This window comes from Variovorax sp. TLI9-5A (assembly GCF_056867935.1).
This window is the reverse complement of the sequence record NZ_CP200310.1, coordinates 748953-765566: the sequence shown is the minus strand read 5'-3', so window position 1 is coordinate 765566 and position 16614 is coordinate 748953. Positions and strand designations below refer to the sequence as shown.

The following is a 16614-nucleotide window of genomic DNA, read 5'->3' as shown; positions in this document are numbered from 1 at the left end:
GTTGTCCGACAACCGAACGCCCGTGCCAAGAGGCCGTAAACAGGCGCTTCAGGCACAATTTTGGATATATGACGTCATCATCTTCCCCTCTGGCCATGTTCCCCGCCGGGCGGCCGCGGCGCCTTCGCCGCGACGCTTTCACCCGCAATCTGGTGCGAGAGCACGCACTGACGGTCAACGACCTGATCTACCCGGTGTTCGTCCAGGAAGGCGAGAAGCGCCGCGATGCCGTTCCCTCGATGCCCGGCGTGGAGCGCCTGAGCCTTGACCTGCTGCTGCCTGTGGCCGAGCAGTGCGTGGCGGCCGGCATTCCGATGATGGCGCTTTTCCCGGTGATCGACGCCGGCCTCAAGACCCCCGACGGCCGCGAGGCCTTCAACCCCGACGGGCTGATTCCCCGCGTGGTGGCAGAGCTGAAGGCCCGCTTTCCCGAGCTGGGCGTGATGACCGACGTCGCCCTCGACCCCTACACCAGCCATGGCCAGGACGGCCTGCTCGACGACACCGGCTACATCCTCAACGACGCGACCGTCGAGGTGCTGGTGAAGCAGGCGCTCGCGCAATCGCAGGCCGGCGTGGACATCGTGGCGCCCAGCGACATGATGGACGGCCGCATCGGTGCCATCCGCACCGCGCTGGAAGCCCGCGGCGACATCCACACGCGCATCATGGCCTACAGCGCCAAGTACGCCAGCGCCTTCTACGGCCCCTTCCGCGACGCCGTCGGCTCGGCCGCCACGCTCGGCAAGAGCAACAAGAAGGTCTACCAGATGGACCCGGGCAACAGCGACGAGGCCCTGCGCGAGGTCGCCATCGACATCGCCGAGGGCGCCGACATGGTGATGGTGAAGCCCGGCATGCCCTACCTGGACATCGTGCGCCGCGTGAAGGACCAGTTCCACGTGCCGACCTTCGCCTACCAGGTGAGCGGCGAGTACGCGATGCTCAAGGCCGCCGCCCAGAACGGCTGGCTCGACCACGATGCCGTGGTGCTCGAAAGCCTGCTGGCCTTCAAGCGCGCCGGCGCCGACGGCGTGCTGACCTATTTCGCGCTCGACGCCGCGCGCCTGCTGCAGAAGTAACGGCGCGCCGAAACCGGGCATGCGCATCTTCGAAATCAATCGTTCGCAGGTCAGCGAGCACGCCGCGCTGGCGCCGCTGACCGTGCCGGGCGCCTGCGGCGCCAGCGGCTACCTCTGGATCTCGCTCACGCGGGATGAATTCCGGGCCTCGCTGGCCGAGGTGCAGCAGATCCTGCAGACGCTGTGCCTCACGCAGCTGGTCGACCTGCACGTTGCCGACCTGCTCAACGACCAGCTTCCCTCGCACTACGACTACACCTCGCTCTACGACGTGCTGGTATTCCGGCGGCTGGCCAACGGCCAGGCCGCTTTGGGAAACGGCAAGGGCAATGGCAACGAAGCCCCGCCGGCCGCCCCTGCTCCCGCCCCAGCCGCCGCGTCCCGCCAGCCCCGCAGCGGCCCGCCCGTGCTGCGCCGTGTCGACACCCGGCCGGTGGGCTTCGCCTTGTTCGACCGCGTCCTGCTGTCGGTACACCCCGAGGACGGCGCGGTGCGCGACGCCTTCGCCGCGCGGCTGCTGGCCGCCGCCTCGGTCGACGGCGGCACACCGGCGCTCGACGTGCGCGCCACCTCGGCCCGCCTGCCGACCGGCCCCGCGGACCTGATGCTGCGCGTCATCAACCAGATCGTCGACGGATATCTCGATCTGCGACGCGAGCTCACCAAGCAGCTCGACCACTGGCAGACCGAGCTGATCGACCCGCGCAGCCGCTTCACCAACTGGGGGGCGCTGATGGAGGCGCGCCAGTCGCTGCACCACCTGGACGAGATCTGCGAAGACCAGCGCGCCGCCATGCAGGACTGGATCGACTCGCTGGAAACGCTCCCCGCGCCCAAGGGCGAGGCGGAACAGCGCGAGCGGGAGCTCATCATGATCCGCAGCCGCGACGTGCTCGAGCACATCGAGCGCGTGGTGCACCACGTGCACCGGCTGGAGCAGAACGCCGAGACGGCCGTGCAGATGCACTTCAGCGTCCAGGGCCACCGCGCCAACGACATCATGCGGGTGCTGACGGTGCTCACCGCCGTCTTCCTGCCGCTGAACCTCATCGCGGGCATCTTCGGCATGAACTTCGAGTTCATCCCGCTGGTGCACAAGGCCGACGGCTTCTGGATCGCGATGACCTCCATGCTGGTCATCGCCGTGCTGCTGGTCGTGATCTTCTGGCGCAAGCGCTACCTCGCCCGCACGCGCTGACCACACCCCTTGGCCTGCGGCCAAAGAAAAGGGCCACGCTTTCGCGTGGCCCTTTGCATTTCGGCAGCCCCGGAGGGCCGCTTCAATTACTTGGCGACGGCGCCCGAACCTTGCTGGGCCTGGACGCGAGCATCCATCGGGTGTTGCATGGTCGAGATGACCTTGCTGTTGACGCGCGAACCGCTGGTCACGTTCTGGTCGGGAGCGTAGGCGGTGCGAACGGCTTCGGCTTCGACGATCGAACGGTCCTTCGACACGGCAACCGTTTCGGCGCCGCGCGAACCGCGCACGACGTTCTGGTTCGGAGCAGCGGCGGTGCGCACGGCTTCGGCGTTGACTTCGTCGCGGCTCTTGGTCGAGACGGCGGTGTTCACGCCTTGGTACGTTTCGGCTTGAGCGCCGGTGACGGCAATCAGGGTCAGGGCGGCAGCGGCGAGGATTTGCGAGGTCTTCATGTTCATTTCTCCTAGGGTGTTCGTTGGATGGTTCGTCCACCAGGCCTGCTGGTTCGCGAGCCTGTGCGGCGAGTTTCCAGGCGAACGGCATTGCCGGAACACCCGGTTCAGAGACACCGTGTTTCCTCTATTGAAACAATGGCGACATGAAGGCATGCAAAGCAAAAAGCCGGGCCCGGTTTGCACCGGCCCGGCCTTGTCTGGGGAAAACTTCCGGCCTAGCGCCGGGGACCCTGGAATTGCGGCGGCACCTCGCTGTTGACGAAGGCGCGGCGGTCCAGGTTCTGGTTCGGCGCGTGGGCGGCGGCCACGGCCTCGGCGCGGATCGATGCCCGGTCGAGCGAACTGGGCCGCGAGGCCAGCGGCACGGCGACCACGTCGCCGTAGACATTCCCGTCTCGCGCCGCGGCGTCCGCGCCGGCGGCCACTTCGCTGCGGCTGGTCACGGCCTTGAGCGGCTGTACCGGCTCGAAGCCTTGCGCCAGCGCGCCGGAGGCGGCAAAGAGCGACAAAACGGCGGCGGCGATGATGTTCGGGGTCTTCATTCCAGTTCCTTCCAACGGCCCAGCCGGGCTGGCGACGTCGGCGTGTAACGCAAGTGTCGCCCAAACCAGTTAGGAAAAACCCGGGAGAATCGAACCATCGCGTTCCCAAAATGGAAACAATGGACCCATCCACATGGACAGTCTCGATCTGATCAGAACCTTCCGGGAGGTCGCCTCGCACGGCAGCTTCTCCCAGGCAGCCAAGAGGCTGGATATGTCGAAGGCCACCGTCAGCAAGTATGTGGCCGAGCTGGAAACCCGCTTCGGGGTGCGCCTTCTGAACCGCTCCACCCGCTCCGTGAGCCTCACCGACGCCGGCCAGTTGCTGCTGGAGCGCAGCACGCCGGTACTGGAGATGGTCGAACTCACCCAGGCGGAGCTTCAGGAGCGCGCCAGCCAGCCCGGCGGCCGGCTGCGCATCTCGGCCCCGCACGGCATGGGCAACGGCGAGTTCCCGAACCTGCTGGCCGACTTCATGCGCTACTACCCCGACGTGAGCATCAGCCTGCAGCTGACCAACCGCACCGTCGACCTGGCCGAGGAAGGCATCGACGTCGACATCCGCAGCGGTCCCGTGGAAGACGCCAACCTCATCGTGCGCAAGCTCCGGCTCATGGACATGGTGGTCTGCGCCTCGCCCGTCTACTGGAAGAAGCACGGCAAGCCCGAGCACCCGCGCGACCTGGCCAGCCACGAGGCGCTCACCCACTCGCTGCTCGGCGCCCAGCCGGTATGGCGCTTCGACGACGGTGGCCAGCCGCTGGACGTGCACGTCAAGAGCCGCATGGACTGCACCGAGGGCGCCCCGCTGATCCGCGTCGCGATGCGCGGCTTCGGCGTGATCTACCTGCCCTCGATCCTCGTGCAGTCGCACATCGAGCATGGCGAACTGGTGCCGGTGCTGCAGGGCTACACGCGCAAGGACATGTGGCTCTCGGCCGCGTACCTGCAGCGGCGCCACAACAGCGCCGCGCTGCGCGCGCTGCTCGATTTCCTCCAGACCCGCGTGGGCGACGGGCCCGGTCTCAAGCGCAAGCCGGCGTCCTGAGAAACAAGAAAGAAAGCCCGGCATGCACCGGGCTTTCTTCATTCGCGAGCGAAGAGGAAAGAGAAAGGCGTCAGCCGAGATGCTTCGCGAAGAACGCCAGCGTGCGCTCGCGCGCCAGCTTGGCCGCGTCGGCGTCGTAGGAGCCTCGCTGGTCGCAGTTGAAGCCGTGGCCCACCGGGTAGACGTGCACTTCCACTTCGGGATGCGCCTTCTTGAACGCCTCGACGGTGTCCAGCGGAATCCAGTGGTCCTGGTTGCCGAAGTGGGCCAGCACCGGCACCTTGGGCTGGCGCGCCGTTTCTTCCGGCGAGGTCATGCCGCCGCCGTAGTACGGCGCCGCGGCCGACAGGCCCGGCAGCAGCGCGGCAGCGCGCCACGTCAGCAGGCCGCCCCAGCAGTAGCCGACGATGCCGACCTTGCCCGCCTTCGATGCGTAGGCGATCGCGGCCTCGATGTCCTGCAGCACGCCCGGCGCCGGCAGCGCCTCGACGGCCGTCTTCAGGCCGAAGCCGTTCTTCATGTCGTCTTCCGAATAGCCCAGCTCCACGCCCGGCTTGACGCGCTGGAAGGTGGCAGGCGCCACGGCGAGGTAGCCCTCGGCCGCGTAGCCGTCGGCCACCGAGCGGATGTGCGAATTCACGCCGAAGATTTCCTGAACCACGACCACCGCGCCGCGCGGCTTGCCCGACGGCTCGGCCACGTAGGCGGGAAAGCTCAGGCCGTCCTTGGCCTTGAGATCGATGAATTGACCCATGTTGTCTTGCTCCTTGATGGCATCCGGATGAAAGAAAAGGATGCCGGGGTTACGGGCGCAGCGCGCGCTCGACGAAGTCGAGACGGTCCTGCCCCCAGAAAATTTCGCCGTCGATCACGTAGCTGGGCGCGCCGAATACCTGGATGTCGATGGCCTCCTGCGTGTAGGCCTCGTAGCGCTCCTGCACCGCCTGGCTCTGCGACTGCTCGCCGCGCTTGGGCGAGAGCCCGCATTCGACCACCAGCGAATCGAGCACCTTCGGGTCGCCGATGTTGCGCTCCTGCACCCACACGGCCTGGAACACCGCCGCACACATGCGCATGGCGGCCTCGGTGCCGTCGTGCATGTCGACCGCGATGATGACCCGCGCCGCGTCGTCGCTGGCCACCGGAAAGAACTTCGGCTTGACGTTCAGCGGCAGGCCCAGGTGTTGCGAGTAGCGCGCGAGGTCGACCAGCCGGTAGGCCTGGCGCTGCGGGGCCCGCTTGCCCAGCGGCAGCCCGCCCGACACCGGGAACACGCTGCCCATGTCGATGGGCCGCACCCGCACCGTGGCGCCGGCGGCCGCCGCGATCGCCGCAAAGCGGGAATGCCCCAAGTAGGTCCACGGACTCTGGGGTGCAAAGTAGTAGTCGATGGTCTTGCCGGTGCTCATGTACACGCCCCCAATGATGTAATCCAAGCCAGTCGTTTTAACTGACACGCAGTTTCTCTGCAGGAGGTAGGTTTTGGACCAGGTGCTATTGATCACGGGCGGCGGCCGGGGCATCGGCGCGGCCACTGCCCTGCTCGCCGCCAGCCGCGGCTACGCGGTGGCCGTCAACTACGCCACCAACTCGCTGGCCGCCGATGAAGTGGTGCGCACCATCCGCGACAACGGCGGCAACGCCATGGCCGTGCAGGCCGACGTGGGCGACGAGGCGCAGGTCCTCGCCATGTTCCAGAAGGTCGACGCCCGCTTCGGCCGTCTTACCGCGCTGGTCAACAACGCCGGCGTGGTCGACGTGACGGCGCGCGTCGACGAGATGAGCGTCGCGCGGCTGGAGCGCATGTTCCGCATCAACGTGATCGGCAGCTTCGTCTGCGCGCGCGAGGCGGTGCGGCGCATGAGCACGCGCTACGGCGGCTCGGGCGGCGCCATCGTCAACATCTCGAGCGGCGCCGCGCGGCTGGGCTCGCCGGGCCAGTACGTCGACTACGCCGCGAGCAAGGGCGCCATCGACACCTTCACCATCGGCCTGGCCAAGGAGGTGGCCGAGGAAGGCATCCGCGTCAACGCGGTACGCCCCGGCCTGATCGACACCGGGATCCACGCCTCCGGCGGCCTGCCCGACCGCGCCTTCGAGCTCGCGCCCACCGTGCCGATGAAGCGCACCGGCACCGCCGAGGAGATCGCCGGTGCCATCATGTGGCTGCTGTCGCCCGAGGCTAGCTACACCACCACGGCCCTGCTAGACGTCACCGGAGGCCGCTGAGCATGAGCACCTCGATGGACCTGATCAAGCCGCTGGTGACGCTGGTGGCCATCGTCAACCCGCTGGCCATCGTGCCCTTCTTCATCCACTACACGCAGGGCTACAGCGACGCGCAACGCCGCCACACGGTGCGTATGTCGGCCTTCAGCGCCTTCGTGGTCATCGCCGTGAGCGCGCTGCTGGGGCTGCAGCTGCTGTCCTTCTTCGGCATTTCCATCGCGAGCTTCCAGGTCGGCGGCGGGCTGCTGCTGCTCATGAGCTCGCTGTCGATGCTCAATGCGAAGCCGGCCGAGAGCAAGACCAACGTGGAGGAGCTGCGCGCCACCGAGGTGAAGGCGTCGATGGGCGCGTCGATCGCGGTGGTGCCGCTCACCATTCCGCTGCTCACCGGGCCGGCCACCATCTCCACCGTGGTGATCTACGCCGACAAGGCGCAGCACCTGTGGGAGCTGGCGATCCTCGTGGGCTACGGCGTGGTGGTGGCGCTGGCCACTGCCCTGGCGTTCTCGCTCGCGCAGCCGATCGCGCGCGTGCTGGGCAAGACCGGCATCAACATCATGACGCGGCTGATGGGCCTGATCCTCGCGGCGCTCGCGGTCGAGGTGATGGCCGACGGGCTCGGCAAGCTGTTCCCGATCCTGAACAAGCTCGGCTGAGCACAAAACCTGGCCGGGCAGTTCAGGCCAGCATCTTCTCGATGATCTTCCAGTGCGCCGGCTCCACCGGCGTGATCGACAGCCGGTTGCCCTTGCGCAGCACGACCAGGTCGGCCAGCTCGGGCTTCGCGCGCAGCTCGGGCAGCGCCAGCAGGCGCGTCTTGCGCAGCGCCTGCACGTCCACCAGCAGCCAGCGCGGATCGTCCTTTTTCGAGCCCGCGTCGTAGTAAGGCGACTTCGCATCGAACTGCGTCGGATCGGGCTTGATGCCCGAGGCCACCCGCGCGATGCCGGCAATGCCCGGCTCAGGGCAGCTCGAGTGATAGAACAGCACGCCGTCGCCGACCTTCATGCCGTCGCGCATGAAGTTGCGTGCCTGATAGTTGCGCACGCCGGTCCAGGCCACGGTGGCATCGGGCGCGGCGAGCGCATCGTCGATCGAGACCTCGTCGGGCTCGGATTTCATCAACCAGTAATTGGGCATGGTCCCGTCATGGTGTCACATAGTCCGAAACCACGACCCACTTGCCGTCTTTGATCTGCGACAGGCGCGACTGGTCATTGCCCAGGCGCTTCGTGGCCGTGTAGCTGCTCTTCGGGCTGCCGAACATGTCGGGCTCGAAGGTCATGCTGTCCATGGCCTTGATGAAGCTGTCGGTCGTGAGGTTCGGGCCGGCCTTGGTGGCAGCCTTGATGAACGAGTCGATGATCACGTAGCCGTACACCGAGAACACCGTCGGGTCCTCGTTGAACTTGGTCTTGTACTTGTTGGCCCAGAAGCGCAGCGGCTGCGACTGCTCGTCGGTGTAGGGGTTCTGCACCGTCATGGTGGCGTAGACGCCGTCCATCGCCTTGCCGCCCAGCTTGTGGATCAGGTCGGTGTAGGCCGCGCTCGAACCCAGGAAGGTCGGGTTGAAGCCGGTCTTGCGCGCCTCGCCCACGGTGCCGATGGTCTCGCGGATGATGGTGCCGAGCACCACGAGGTCGCAGTTGGCGGCCTTCATCTTCGCGACCTGCGAGCTGAAGTCGGTGGCGCCGCGCTTGAACGAAGTCTTCTCGGCCAGCTCCATGCCCGCGGCCTTCAGGCCCGCCTCGGCGCCGCGCTGCACCTCCAGGCCAAACTCGTCGTCCTGGTAGATGGTGCAGACTTTCTTGGCGCCCTTGTCCTTGATCATCTTCGGCAGCGCCAGCCTGATCTGGTCGTAGTAGGTGGCGGCGAACGAATACTTCAGCCGGTTCAGCGGCTCGTACATCTCGCGCGCCGCCGTGATCGGCATGTAGTTGACGACGTTCTTGTCGAACTGCACCGGCATCGCCGCCATGTTCTGCGCGGTGCCGATGTGGCCGGCCATGATGAAGATCTTCTCCTGGTTCACCAGCTTCTGCGCGGCCAGCACGGCCTTCTTCGGGTCGTAGCCCGAGTCCTCCACGAAGAGCTTGAGCTTGCGGCCGTTGACGCTGCCCTGCTCGTTGAGTTCGTCCACGCGCAGCTGCATGCCGTTGCGCGCCTGCTTGCCGAAGCCCGCGAGCGGGCCCGACAGGTCCTGGATGGTGCCGATGCGGATCTCGTCCTTGCTCACGCCCTGCTGTTGCGCGGACGCGAGCGTCGCGACCAGTCCCAGCACGGCCAGCGTCGTCAGTGTCTTGAGCTTCATGCGGTTGTCTCCTCGGGTTGACGAAAAAAACGGATCTGCAATGTCGATCAGCTGTACATGGCCTCGATGCGCCCGGCGTACTTGGTCTGCACCAGCTTGCGCTTGAGCTTCATCGTCGGCGTCAGCTCCTCGTCCTCCGCGCTGAGCTGCGTCTCCAGCAGGAAGAACTTCTTGATCTGCTCCACGCGCGCGAACTTGGCGTTGACGCGGTCGATCTCTCCCTGGATCAGGTCCTGCACTTCCTTGGCGCGCGTCAGGCTCTCGTAGTTGCTGAACGGCACGTCGTTGTCCTGCGCGAATTTCTCGACGTTCTCCTGGTCGATCATGACGATCACCGTGAGGTAGGGCCTCCGGTCGCCGATGACCACGGCATCGGTGATGTAGAGGCTGAACTTGAGCTCGTTCTCCAGCTCGCTGGGCGTCACGTTCTTCCCGCCCGCGGTGATGATGATGTCTTTCATGCGGTCGGTGATGCGGAAATACCCGTCCTCGTCCATCACGCCCACGTCGCCCGTGTGCAGCCAGCCGTCGGCGTCGATGGTCTCGGCCGTCTTCTCCGGCAGGTTGAGGTAACCCATGAAGACATTGGGGCCTCGCACCAGAATCTCGCCGGTGGCCGGGTCCACGCGCACCTCGTTGTAGCTGGTGGCCGGGCCGATCGAGCCCGGCTTGATGCGCGCGGCCGGCACTGCCGTGGAGGCGCCGCAGGATTCGGTCATGCCCCACACCTCGAGCATCGGTACGCCGAGCGCCAGGTACCACTTCACCAGCTCCGGCGAGATGGGCGCCGCCCCCGTCACCAGGAAGCGCGAGCGGTGGATGCCGATGAGCTTGCGCGCGTTGTCCAGTGCGAGCACCCGCGCCAGCCTGAACTTGAGCTTCAGCCCTGCCCCCACGGGCCGGCCGGCCAGCACGCGGTCGGCGATCTGCCCGCCCACGCCGATGCTCCACTTGTAGGCCGCCTGCTGCAGCGGGCCGGCTTCCTTCAGCGCGATCATCACGCCCGAATAGAACTTCTCCCACACGCGCGGCACCGCCGTGAACACGGTGGGCGCGATCTCCCGCACGTTCTCGGGCACCGTCTCCGGGTTCTCGACGAAGTTGAGGATGGAGCCGGTGTACATCGCGAAATACTCGCCGCCCATGCGCTCGGCGATGTGGCACAGCGGCAGGAAGCACATGCGCTCGTCCTGCTGGTCCTGAGCCACCAGCGTGTTGTAGCCGCGCGCGGTGTAGACGAGCCCGGCATGGCTGTGCATCGCGCCCTTGGGCTTGCCCGTGGTGCCCGAGGTGTAGACCAGGATCGCCAGGTCCTCCGGGCGGCAGGCGGCCACCGCGCGCTCCACGGCCTGCGGGTCGGCGGCCAGGCGCTCGCGGCCCAGGGCGCGCAGGGCGTCGAGGCTCATCACGCCGGCGTCGTCGAGCTCGCGCAGGCCCTCCATGTCGAACACGATCACGCGGCGCAGCCCCGGCAGGCCGGCGCGCACTTCCAGTGCCTTGTCGAGCTGCTCATCGTCTTCGACAAAGAGCACGGTGGTGCGCGAGTCCTCACACAGGTAGTGCACCTGCGAGGCCGCGTCGGTCGGATAGATGCCGTTGGAGACGCCGCCGCAGCTGAGCACAGCGAGATCGGCCAGCACCCATTCGATGACGGTGTTCGACAGGATCGATGCGCACTCGCCCGGCGCGAAGCCGATGGCCTGCAGCCCCGCAGCGATCTCGCGCACCGCGTCGGCCGTCTGGTGCCAGCTCCAGCTGCGCCAGATGCCCAGCTTCTTCTGCCGCATCCAGACGCTGTCGCCGCGCTGCTTCACGGCGTTCCAGAACATCGCGGGAATGGTGTCGCCGGGCACGACGATGTCGTGCTTCGGCGCGAAGGTGTTCAGGTCCCAGAGTCCTTGCTGCATGACTGCTACCTCCAGGTCTTCTTTTTCTTCCAGCGCCGCTCGCCGCGCACGCCGTCGTCCTTCATGCCGAGGTAGAACTCCTTGATGTCTTCCTTCTCCCTCAGGCGTTCGCAGGAGTCTTCCATCACGATCCGGCCGTTCTCCAGCACGTAGCCGTGGTCGGCGGCGTTGAGCGCCATGTTGGCGTTCTGCTCCACCAGCAGGATGGTGGTGCCGCGCTCGCGGTTGATGCGCACCACGATCTCGAAGATCTCTTTTGTCAGCTTCGGGCTCAGGCCGAGGCTGGGTTCGTCCAGAAGAATGAGATGCGGCGCGGCCATGATGGCGCGCGAGATCGCCAGCATCTGCTGCTGCCCGCCCGACAGCAGCCCGGCGTCCTGCGAGGCACGCTCCCGCAGGATCGGGAAGTAGGCGTAGACCGTCTCGATGTCCCGCGCCACGCCGTCGCGGTCCTTGCGGGTGTAGGCGCCCATCAGAAGGTTGTCCTTCACCGACAGCAGCGGAAACACCTCGCGCCCCTCGGGCACGTGGCTCAGGCCCTGCTGGACGATGTAGGCCGGGTCCTTGGCCGTGATGTCCTTGCCCTGGAACTCGATGCTGCCCTTGCGCGGGTCGATGATTCCCGAGATGGTCTTCAGGATGGTCGTCTTGCCCGCGCCGTTGGAGCCGAGCACCGTCACGATCTCGCCCTTGCGGACCTTCAGGCTCACGCCCCTGATGGCCTTGATGGGGCCGTAGGCGCTTTCGACGTTCATCAGCTGAAGAACGATGTCGCTCATGCGGTGGCTCCTTCGTTCGGGGAGCGGCGTTGGGGCCCCTGTCTCCGGCGGGCCGACGTCACCGGCCCGCCGGAGACAGGGGCCCCAACGCCGTGGACACGCACAGGGCGAACACACCTCCGACCAAGCCCGGTGTGCGGTGCAGCGCGGTCGCCCCCTCTGTGCCGCTGAGGAGAGCAGCTTTCCGCGGATAAGGGCCCGCCCTTGTTTGAGCGAAGCGAGTTTGGGCGGGACCCCGCGGAAAGCAAGCACCGGAAGGGAGCCCGAAGGGCCGGCATAGTGGGGGCGACTGCGCTGTGCCGCACGCCGGGCGTCCCCAAAAGGCAGCGGATGAGGCACTCATGCCACCACCCTCCTCAGGCTGCTCACGTCGTCCACCGTTCCGAGGTACGCCTCGACGACGCGCGGATCGGCCTGCACTTCGCCGGGAGATCCCGTCGCCAGCACCTCGCCCTGGTTCATCGCCAGCACCCGGTCCGACACCTTCGACACGAGCGACATGTCGTGCTCGACCATCAGCACCGACACGCCCAGCTCATGCTGGATGTCCTGGATCCAGAACGCCATGTCGGCAGTCTCCTCCACGTTGAGGCCGGAGGAAGGCTCGTCGAGCAGCAGCAGCTTGGGCTCTGTGCACAGCGCCCGCGCCAGCTCCACCACCTTGCGCACGCCATAGGGCAGGCCCGCCACCATCGAGTCGCGATGGTGCTGAAGGTCCAGCAGGTCGATCACCTGCTCGGCCTTCTCTCGCGCCGCGATCTCCGCGCGCCGCGTGGCCGGCGTGAAGAACACCTCGCTCCAGAAACCGGTCTGCCGGTGCGTGTGGCGGCCGATCAGCAGGTTGTGCAGCACCGTCGCATGCTCGAAAAGCTCGATGTTCTGGAAGGTGCGCGCGATGCCCAGCGCCGCAATGGCATGCGGTGCCTGCTGCGTCAGCGCGAGCGGCCCGCCCGGCTCGCCATGCCACTCGATCGCGCCGGTGGTCGGCGTGTAGATGCGGCTGATCAGGTTGAACACCGTCGTCTTGCCCGCGCCGTTCGGCCCGATCAGCGTGAACACCTCGCCGCGGCGCACGTCGAAGCTCACCTTGTTGACCGCGAGCACGCCGCCGAAGCGCACGCTCAGCTCCCTGGCCGAAGAAGAATGTCGCCGCCGCTCATCTCAGCCGGTCCGACTTGGTGAAGGACTTCTGCCGCTTGAACAGGCCCTTGCGGTAGAAGGGAAAGAGCTGCAGCCAGGTGCGAATCTTCAGCCAGCGGCCGTACAGCCCCAGCGGCTCGAACAGCACGAAGGCGATCAGCACCAGCCCGTACACCAGCCCCTGCAGGCCCGGCGCCTGTCCGATGGCCTCGGGTAGCCAGTCCTTGCCGATGGAAATGAGCTGCGGCATCGCGATCAGGAAGATCGCGCCCAGGAACGCGCCGTGCACCGAGCCCAGTCCGCCGATCACCACCATCAGCAGCAGGTCGATGGACTGCAGGATGCTGAACTGGTCCGGCGAAATGAAGCTCAGCTTGTGCGCATACAGCGCGCCGCCCAGCCCCGCGAGCGCGGCCGAGATCGCGAAGGACATCGTCTTGTAGCGCGCCAGGTGGATGCCCATGCTCTGCGCCGAGATCTCCGAATCGCGGATCGCGACGAAGGCCCGCCCCGTCGGCGAACGCAGCAGGTTCAGGATGCCCAGCGTCGCCAGCACCGCCACCACCAGGCACAGGAAATAGAAGCCCTCGCCCGAGCCCAGCGACCAGCCGAAGAGCTGCGGCGACTTCACGTGCAGCCCCGCGTTGCCGCCCGTCATGCTCTCCCAGCGCGCGAACACCTCCTCGACGATGAAACCGAACGAGAGCGTCGCGATGCCCAGGTAGATGCCCTTCACCCGCAGCGCCGGCAGCGCCACCACCACGCCCACCGCCGCCGACAGCGCCGCGGCAGCGATCAGCGCCAGCGGGAACGGCACGCCGATGTTCGTCAGCACGCCCTGGGTGTACGCCCCCGCGCCTAGAAACGCCGCATGCCCGATGGAGAACTGCCCCGTGAAGCCCGCCAGCAGCATCAGCCCCAGGCCAACGATGCCGTAGATCAGCACGAAGGTCAGCTGCGCGAGCCAGTACTCGTCGATGACCCACGGCGCCGCGAGCAGGAAGGCCGCCAGCAGGCCGTACCAGAACACATGACCGCCGTGCTTGGCGAGGCGGATGTCCTGGTCGTATGTCGTTTTGAAGATGAAGCGCATCTGAGATTCACACCTTCTTGCGCAGCTTCTCGCCGAACAGGCCGTTCGGCTTGATCATGAGCATCAGCAGCACCACGATGTACGGCGCCGTGTCCTTGAAGCCGTCAGGCAGGTAGAAGCCCGCGAACGATTCGACGATGCCGATCACCAGCCCGCCGACGATCGCGCCCGGCAGGCTGCCGAAACCGCCCACCACCGCCGCCGGAAAGGCCTTCAGCCCGATGAAGCCCATGTTCGCGTGCACGAAGGTGATGGGCGCCAGCAGCATGCCCGCAATGGCCGCCACAGCCGCCGCGAGCCCCCACACCAGCCCGTTGAGCCGCTTCACCGGAATGCCCATGTAGTAGGCCGCGAGCTGGTTCTGCGACGAGGCCTGCATCGCGATGCCCAGCTTGCTGTAGCGGAACATCGCGAACAGCAGGCCGCACAGGATGGCGGTGGCGACGATGATGACGAACTGCTCCAGGTTCACCACCAGCTCGCCCAGCTTCCAGATCTGGTCCTTGTAGGGCACGGCCAGCGTGTGCGTCTCGGTGCCGATGCCCGGCACCATGGTGATGAGCCCGCGCGCCACGTAGGCGATGCCGATGGTCAGCATCACGATCGAGAACTGCGGCTGACCGAGGATGGGCCGGATCACCACCAGCTCCAGCAGCACGCCGAAGGCCGCCATGGCCACCACCGCGAGGATGGCCGCGAGCCAGAAGGGCATGCCGAAAAGCGACATGCCCGCGAACGCGCCGAAGGCACCGAGCATCATCAGGTCGCCCTGCGCGAAGCTCACCGTCTCGGTGGCCTTGTAGATGAGCACGAAGCCCAGCGCGATCAGGCCGTAGATGCAGCCTTGCGCGATGCCCGACAGCAGCAGCTGAAGAATCTGCATGGACTCTGTTCCGCCGCGTTCATTGCCGGGTGAAGCCGCCGCTGCCGCCGGCCGCGTCGTGCAGCGCAAGCCGGCGCGAACCCGCCACGATGTCGCTGGGCTTGAGGCCGTAGACCTGGCGGATCGAATGGCTGAAGTGCGTCGAGTCGGGATAACCGGTGTCGAGCGCGATGTCGGTCAGCGTGCTGCTCTGGCGCACGTAGCGCAGCAGGCTGCGCGCGCGCTTCCATGCCCGGAAGGCACGGAAGGCCATGCCGGTCTCCTGCTTGAACAGGTGCAAAAAGCGCGAGAACGACAGGTGCACCGAAGCCGCCCATTCCTCCGCCGAGGCCGGCGCGGCGGGATCGGCGTTGATGGCGTCGGCCACCTTGCGGATGCGCGCGTCGAGCGCGCGCGGTGCGAGCGGCTCACCGAAGAACATGGTGTCGAAGTCGAAGCCCTCGAAGTTCATGCCGCGCGCCGAGGCAGCAAGCAGGTTCGCATGGGCATCGCGCACGCGCTGCACGAAGGCCGGCGCCTCCACCGGGCCGCAGTGCTGCAGGAAGGCCGGCATGCGCGCGGGGTCGACCGACTCCGATTCGATCAACAGGTTGAAGATCAGCGGATGCGCGGTCTCCACCTCGTGCGGCACGTGCGGCGGCACCACGACGAATTCGCCGCTCATCCAGGCCCCGCCGCCGATGCGGATGCGCGTGGGCGGCGCACCGGCGGGCGATACGTACACGCCGTGCCCGCCCATCGTGCGCTCGGCAGCGGCACCGAGCAGGCCGGCGTAGAACACGCGGTGCGGCGTGAGCCACATCAGGCGTTCGCCTTGCCTCTCGGCACCGCGCGCGGGCGGCGGCGTCGTCCTCGTTCGCTGCATGGTGCTTGTCTCCTGCATCGGTGGACTGCCGCTTCGTGGCGGCGTCCTTTGTTGGCTGGATCGTAGCGGCGCGGGCCGCCAGCGCGATATGGGTTTGCGCCGATTTGCGCGAGGACTTTCCCTATGCCGCCGCGAACGCGCGGCGCAGCTCGGCGGCGCACAGCGCGACCGCCGCGTTGGCCTCGTCGAGCACCTTGCCCATCGGCACGAAGCCGTGGATCTGCCGCTCGAAGCACACGTACACCGCGCTGTTGCCGGCGGCGGTGAGCGCCTCGGCATACGCGGCACCTTCGTCGCGCAGCGGGTCGTAGCCGGCGGTGAGCACCAGTGCCGGAGGCAGCCTCGAGAGATCGGGGTGCAGCAGCGGCGAGGCGCGCCAGTCGAGGTCGTGCTTCGGATCGGTGATGTAGTGGTCGTGGAAGTAGCGGATCGTGTCCGCCGTGAGCAGGTAGCCCTGCCCGTTGGCCTGGTGCGAGGGGTGGCCGCGCCGCATGTCGGTGGCGGGGTAGATCAGCAGCTGGTAGACGATGGGCAGGTCGCCCGCGTCGCGCGCGGCGATCGACACCACCGCCGCGAGGTTGCCGCCCGCGCTGTCTCCGCCCACCGCAAGGCGGCTCGCATCGAGCCCCAGCGCGGCGGCCTCGCGGCGCACCCAGCGGGTGGCAGCCAGCACGTCGTCGACGGCGGCGGGGAAGCGGTGCTCGGGGCCCATGCGGTAGTCCACCGCAACCACCGCGCAGCCCGCGCCGTTGGCCAGCTCGCGGCAAAGCACGTCGTGCGTGTCGAGGTCGCCGATGACCCAGCCGCCGCCGTGGTAGTACACCAGCACCGGCAAAGGCCCAACGCCGGAGCCCATCGGCCGGTACAGGCGCACCGGGATGGTGCCGTGCGGCCCGTCGGCGGCGAGGTCGCGCACCTCGGCCACTTCGGGCGGCAGCGGCTGCGTGGCGGTGCGGCGCTCGCGGTAGAAGGCCCGCGCATCGGCGGGCGACAGGGTGTGCGTCGGCGGAATGCCGCGCGCCTCGATGAAGTCCAGCAGGGCGCGCGCCTGGGGGTGCAGCATGGTGTCTCCGGTGGAT

The 16614-nt window shown here is 67.3% G+C and carries 18 protein-coding genes; 5 read left to right on the top strand and 13 right to left on the bottom strand.

From position 1 onward, the window contains the following. Positions 1-68 precede the first annotated feature (68 nt). Both hemB and AC1VNX_RS03685 read left to right on the top strand, forming a co-directional pair. Positions 69-1082 (top strand): porphobilinogen synthase, encoded by a 1014-nt coding sequence (gene hemB, locus AC1VNX_RS03690; RefSeq protein ID WP_483155519.1) that lies wholly within the window; start codon positions 69-71, stop codon positions 1080-1082. 19 nt (positions 1083-1101) lie between these two features. Beyond that, a complete protein-coding gene (locus tag AC1VNX_RS03685) occupies positions 1102-2280 on the top strand; it encodes a magnesium transporter CorA family protein (RefSeq protein WP_483155518.1) in 1179 nt (392 codons plus the stop codon). 86 nt (positions 2281-2366) lie between these two features. Here the strand turns inward: AC1VNX_RS03685 and AC1VNX_RS03680 are convergent, their stop codons facing one another. Together AC1VNX_RS03680 and AC1VNX_RS03675 are read right to left on the bottom strand one after the other, a co-directional pair. Next, positions 2367-2735, bottom strand: a complete 369-nt coding sequence (locus AC1VNX_RS03680) for a DUF4148 domain-containing protein (protein ID WP_483161870.1) — start codon at positions 2733-2735, stop codon at positions 2367-2369. Positions 2736-2953: 218 nt separating this feature from the next. Then, on the bottom strand, positions 2954-3280 hold the full coding sequence (locus tag AC1VNX_RS03675) for an alpha/beta hydrolase (protein WP_483155517.1): 327 nt from the start codon (positions 3278-3280) through the stop codon (positions 2954-2956). A gap of 133 nt (positions 3281-3413) precedes the next feature. On the opposite strand from AC1VNX_RS03675, the gene AC1VNX_RS03670 reads away from it, so the two are divergent. After that, complete coding sequence (locus AC1VNX_RS03670) at positions 3414-4328, top strand: LysR family transcriptional regulator (protein ID WP_483155516.1); 915 nt, start codon at positions 3414-3416, stop codon at positions 4326-4328. A gap of 70 nt (positions 4329-4398) precedes the next feature. Here the strand turns inward: AC1VNX_RS03670 and AC1VNX_RS03665 are convergent, their stop codons facing one another. Further along, positions 4399-5082, bottom strand: a complete 684-nt coding sequence (locus AC1VNX_RS03665) for a dienelactone hydrolase family protein (RefSeq protein ID WP_483155515.1) — start codon at positions 5080-5082, stop codon at positions 4399-4401. Positions 5083-5131: 49 nt separating this feature from the next. After that, positions 5132-5737, bottom strand: a complete 606-nt coding sequence (locus tag AC1VNX_RS03660) for a DsbA family protein (RefSeq protein ID WP_483161869.1) — start codon at positions 5735-5737, stop codon at positions 5132-5134. Between the two features lie 73 nt (positions 5738-5810). Between AC1VNX_RS03660 and AC1VNX_RS03655 the strand changes: the two genes are divergently transcribed. Further along, positions 5811-6557 carry an SDR family oxidoreductase gene (locus tag AC1VNX_RS03655; protein ID WP_483155514.1) on the top strand — a complete coding sequence of 249 codons (747 nt, stop codon included), beginning with the start codon at positions 5811-5813 and terminating at the stop codon, positions 6555-6557. A 2-nt stretch (positions 6558-6559) separates the two neighbouring features. Further along, positions 6560-7213, top strand: a complete 654-nt coding sequence (locus AC1VNX_RS03650; RefSeq protein WP_019657800.1) for a MarC family protein — start codon at positions 6560-6562, stop codon at positions 7211-7213. A gap of 22 nt (positions 7214-7235) precedes the next feature. Here the strand turns inward: AC1VNX_RS03650 and AC1VNX_RS03645 are convergent, their stop codons facing one another. From AC1VNX_RS03645 to AC1VNX_RS03605, 9 genes are all read right to left on the bottom strand, one after another. Then, positions 7236-7697, bottom strand: coding sequence for an EVE domain-containing protein (locus tag AC1VNX_RS03645; RefSeq protein ID WP_483155513.1), 462 nt, complete (start codon positions 7695-7697; stop codon positions 7236-7238). Between the two features lie 7 nt (positions 7698-7704). Beyond that, positions 7705-8868: an ABC transporter substrate-binding protein gene (locus AC1VNX_RS03640; protein ID WP_483155512.1), complete on the bottom strand. Its 1164-nt coding sequence runs from the start codon at positions 8866-8868 to the stop codon at positions 7705-7707. A gap of 47 nt (positions 8869-8915) precedes the next feature. Beyond that, positions 8916-10775: an AMP-dependent synthetase/ligase gene (locus AC1VNX_RS03635; protein WP_483155511.1), complete on the bottom strand. Its 1860-nt coding sequence runs from the start codon at positions 10773-10775 to the stop codon at positions 8916-8918. A 5-nt stretch (positions 10776-10780) separates the two neighbouring features. Next, on the bottom strand, positions 10781-11554 hold the full coding sequence (locus AC1VNX_RS03630; RefSeq protein WP_483155510.1) for an ABC transporter ATP-binding protein: 774 nt from the start codon (positions 11552-11554) through the stop codon (positions 10781-10783). A gap of 339 nt (positions 11555-11893) precedes the next feature. Then, positions 11894-12673, bottom strand: coding sequence for an ABC transporter ATP-binding protein (locus tag AC1VNX_RS03625; protein WP_483155509.1), 780 nt, complete (start codon positions 12671-12673; stop codon positions 11894-11896). A 37-nt stretch (positions 12674-12710) separates the two neighbouring features. Beyond that, positions 12711-13787: a branched-chain amino acid ABC transporter permease gene (locus AC1VNX_RS03620; protein WP_483155508.1), complete on the bottom strand. Its 1077-nt coding sequence runs from the start codon at positions 13785-13787 to the stop codon at positions 12711-12713. Positions 13788-13794: 7 nt separating this feature from the next. Next, on the bottom strand, positions 13795-14670 hold the full coding sequence (locus AC1VNX_RS03615) for a branched-chain amino acid ABC transporter permease (RefSeq protein WP_483155507.1): 876 nt from the start codon (positions 14668-14670) through the stop codon (positions 13795-13797). A gap of 19 nt (positions 14671-14689) precedes the next feature. Further along, positions 14690-15535 (bottom strand): helix-turn-helix domain-containing protein, encoded by an 846-nt coding sequence (locus AC1VNX_RS03610; RefSeq protein WP_483155506.1) that lies wholly within the window; start codon positions 15533-15535, stop codon positions 14690-14692. A 121-nt stretch (positions 15536-15656) separates the two neighbouring features. After that, positions 15657-16598 (bottom strand): alpha/beta hydrolase, encoded by a 942-nt coding sequence (locus AC1VNX_RS03605; RefSeq protein ID WP_483155505.1) that lies wholly within the window; start codon positions 16596-16598, stop codon positions 15657-15659. Between the last annotated feature and the right edge of the window lie 16 nt (positions 16599-16614).

Coding starts and splice junctions, on each gene's coding strand:
- AC1VNX_RS03665 (WP_483155515.1), bottom strand. CDS start 5,082: ATGGGTCAATTCATCGATCTCAAGGCCAAGGACGGCCTGAGCTTTCCC.
- AC1VNX_RS03630 (WP_483155510.1), bottom strand. CDS start 11,554: ATGAGCGACATCGTTCTTCAGCTGATGAACGTCGAAAGCGCCTACGGC.
- AC1VNX_RS03685 (WP_483155518.1), top strand. CDS start 1,102: ATGCGCATCTTCGAAATCAATCGTTCGCAGGTCAGCGAGCACGCCGCG.
- AC1VNX_RS03635 (WP_483155511.1), bottom strand. CDS start 10,775: ATGCAGCAAGGACTCTGGGACCTGAACACCTTCGCGCCGAAGCACGAC.
- AC1VNX_RS03670 (WP_483155516.1), top strand. CDS start 3,414: ATGGACAGTCTCGATCTGATCAGAACCTTCCGGGAGGTCGCCTCGCAC.
- AC1VNX_RS03680 (WP_483161870.1), bottom strand. CDS start 2,735: ATGAAGACCTCGCAAATCCTCGCCGCTGCCGCCCTGACCCTGATTGCC.
- AC1VNX_RS03675 (WP_483155517.1), bottom strand. CDS start 3,280: ATGAAGACCCCGAACATCATCGCCGCCGCCGTTTTGTCGCTCTTTGCC.
- AC1VNX_RS03640 (WP_483155512.1), bottom strand. CDS start 8,868: ATGAAGCTCAAGACACTGACGACGCTGGCCGTGCTGGGACTGGTCGCG.
- AC1VNX_RS03660 (WP_483161869.1), bottom strand. CDS start 5,737: ATGAGCACCGGCAAGACCATCGACTACTACTTTGCACCCCAGAGTCCG.
- AC1VNX_RS03610 (WP_483155506.1), bottom strand. CDS start 15,535: ATGCAGCGAACGAGGACGACGCCGCCGCCCGCGCGCGGTGCCGAGAGG.
- AC1VNX_RS03620 (WP_483155508.1), bottom strand. CDS start 13,787: ATGCGCTTCATCTTCAAAACGACATACGACCAGGACATCCGCCTCGCC.
- hemB (WP_483155519.1), top strand. CDS start 69: ATGACGTCATCATCTTCCCCTCTGGCCATGTTCCCCGCCGGGCGGCCG.
- AC1VNX_RS03650 (WP_019657800.1), top strand. CDS start 6,560: ATGAGCACCTCGATGGACCTGATCAAGCCGCTGGTGACGCTGGTGGCC.
- AC1VNX_RS03645 (WP_483155513.1), bottom strand. CDS start 7,697: ATGCCCAATTACTGGTTGATGAAATCCGAGCCCGACGAGGTCTCGATC.
- AC1VNX_RS03605 (WP_483155505.1), bottom strand. CDS start 16,598: ATGCTGCACCCCCAGGCGCGCGCCCTGCTGGACTTCATCGAGGCGCGC.
- AC1VNX_RS03615 (WP_483155507.1), bottom strand. CDS start 14,670: ATGCAGATTCTTCAGCTGCTGCTGTCGGGCATCGCGCAAGGCTGCATC.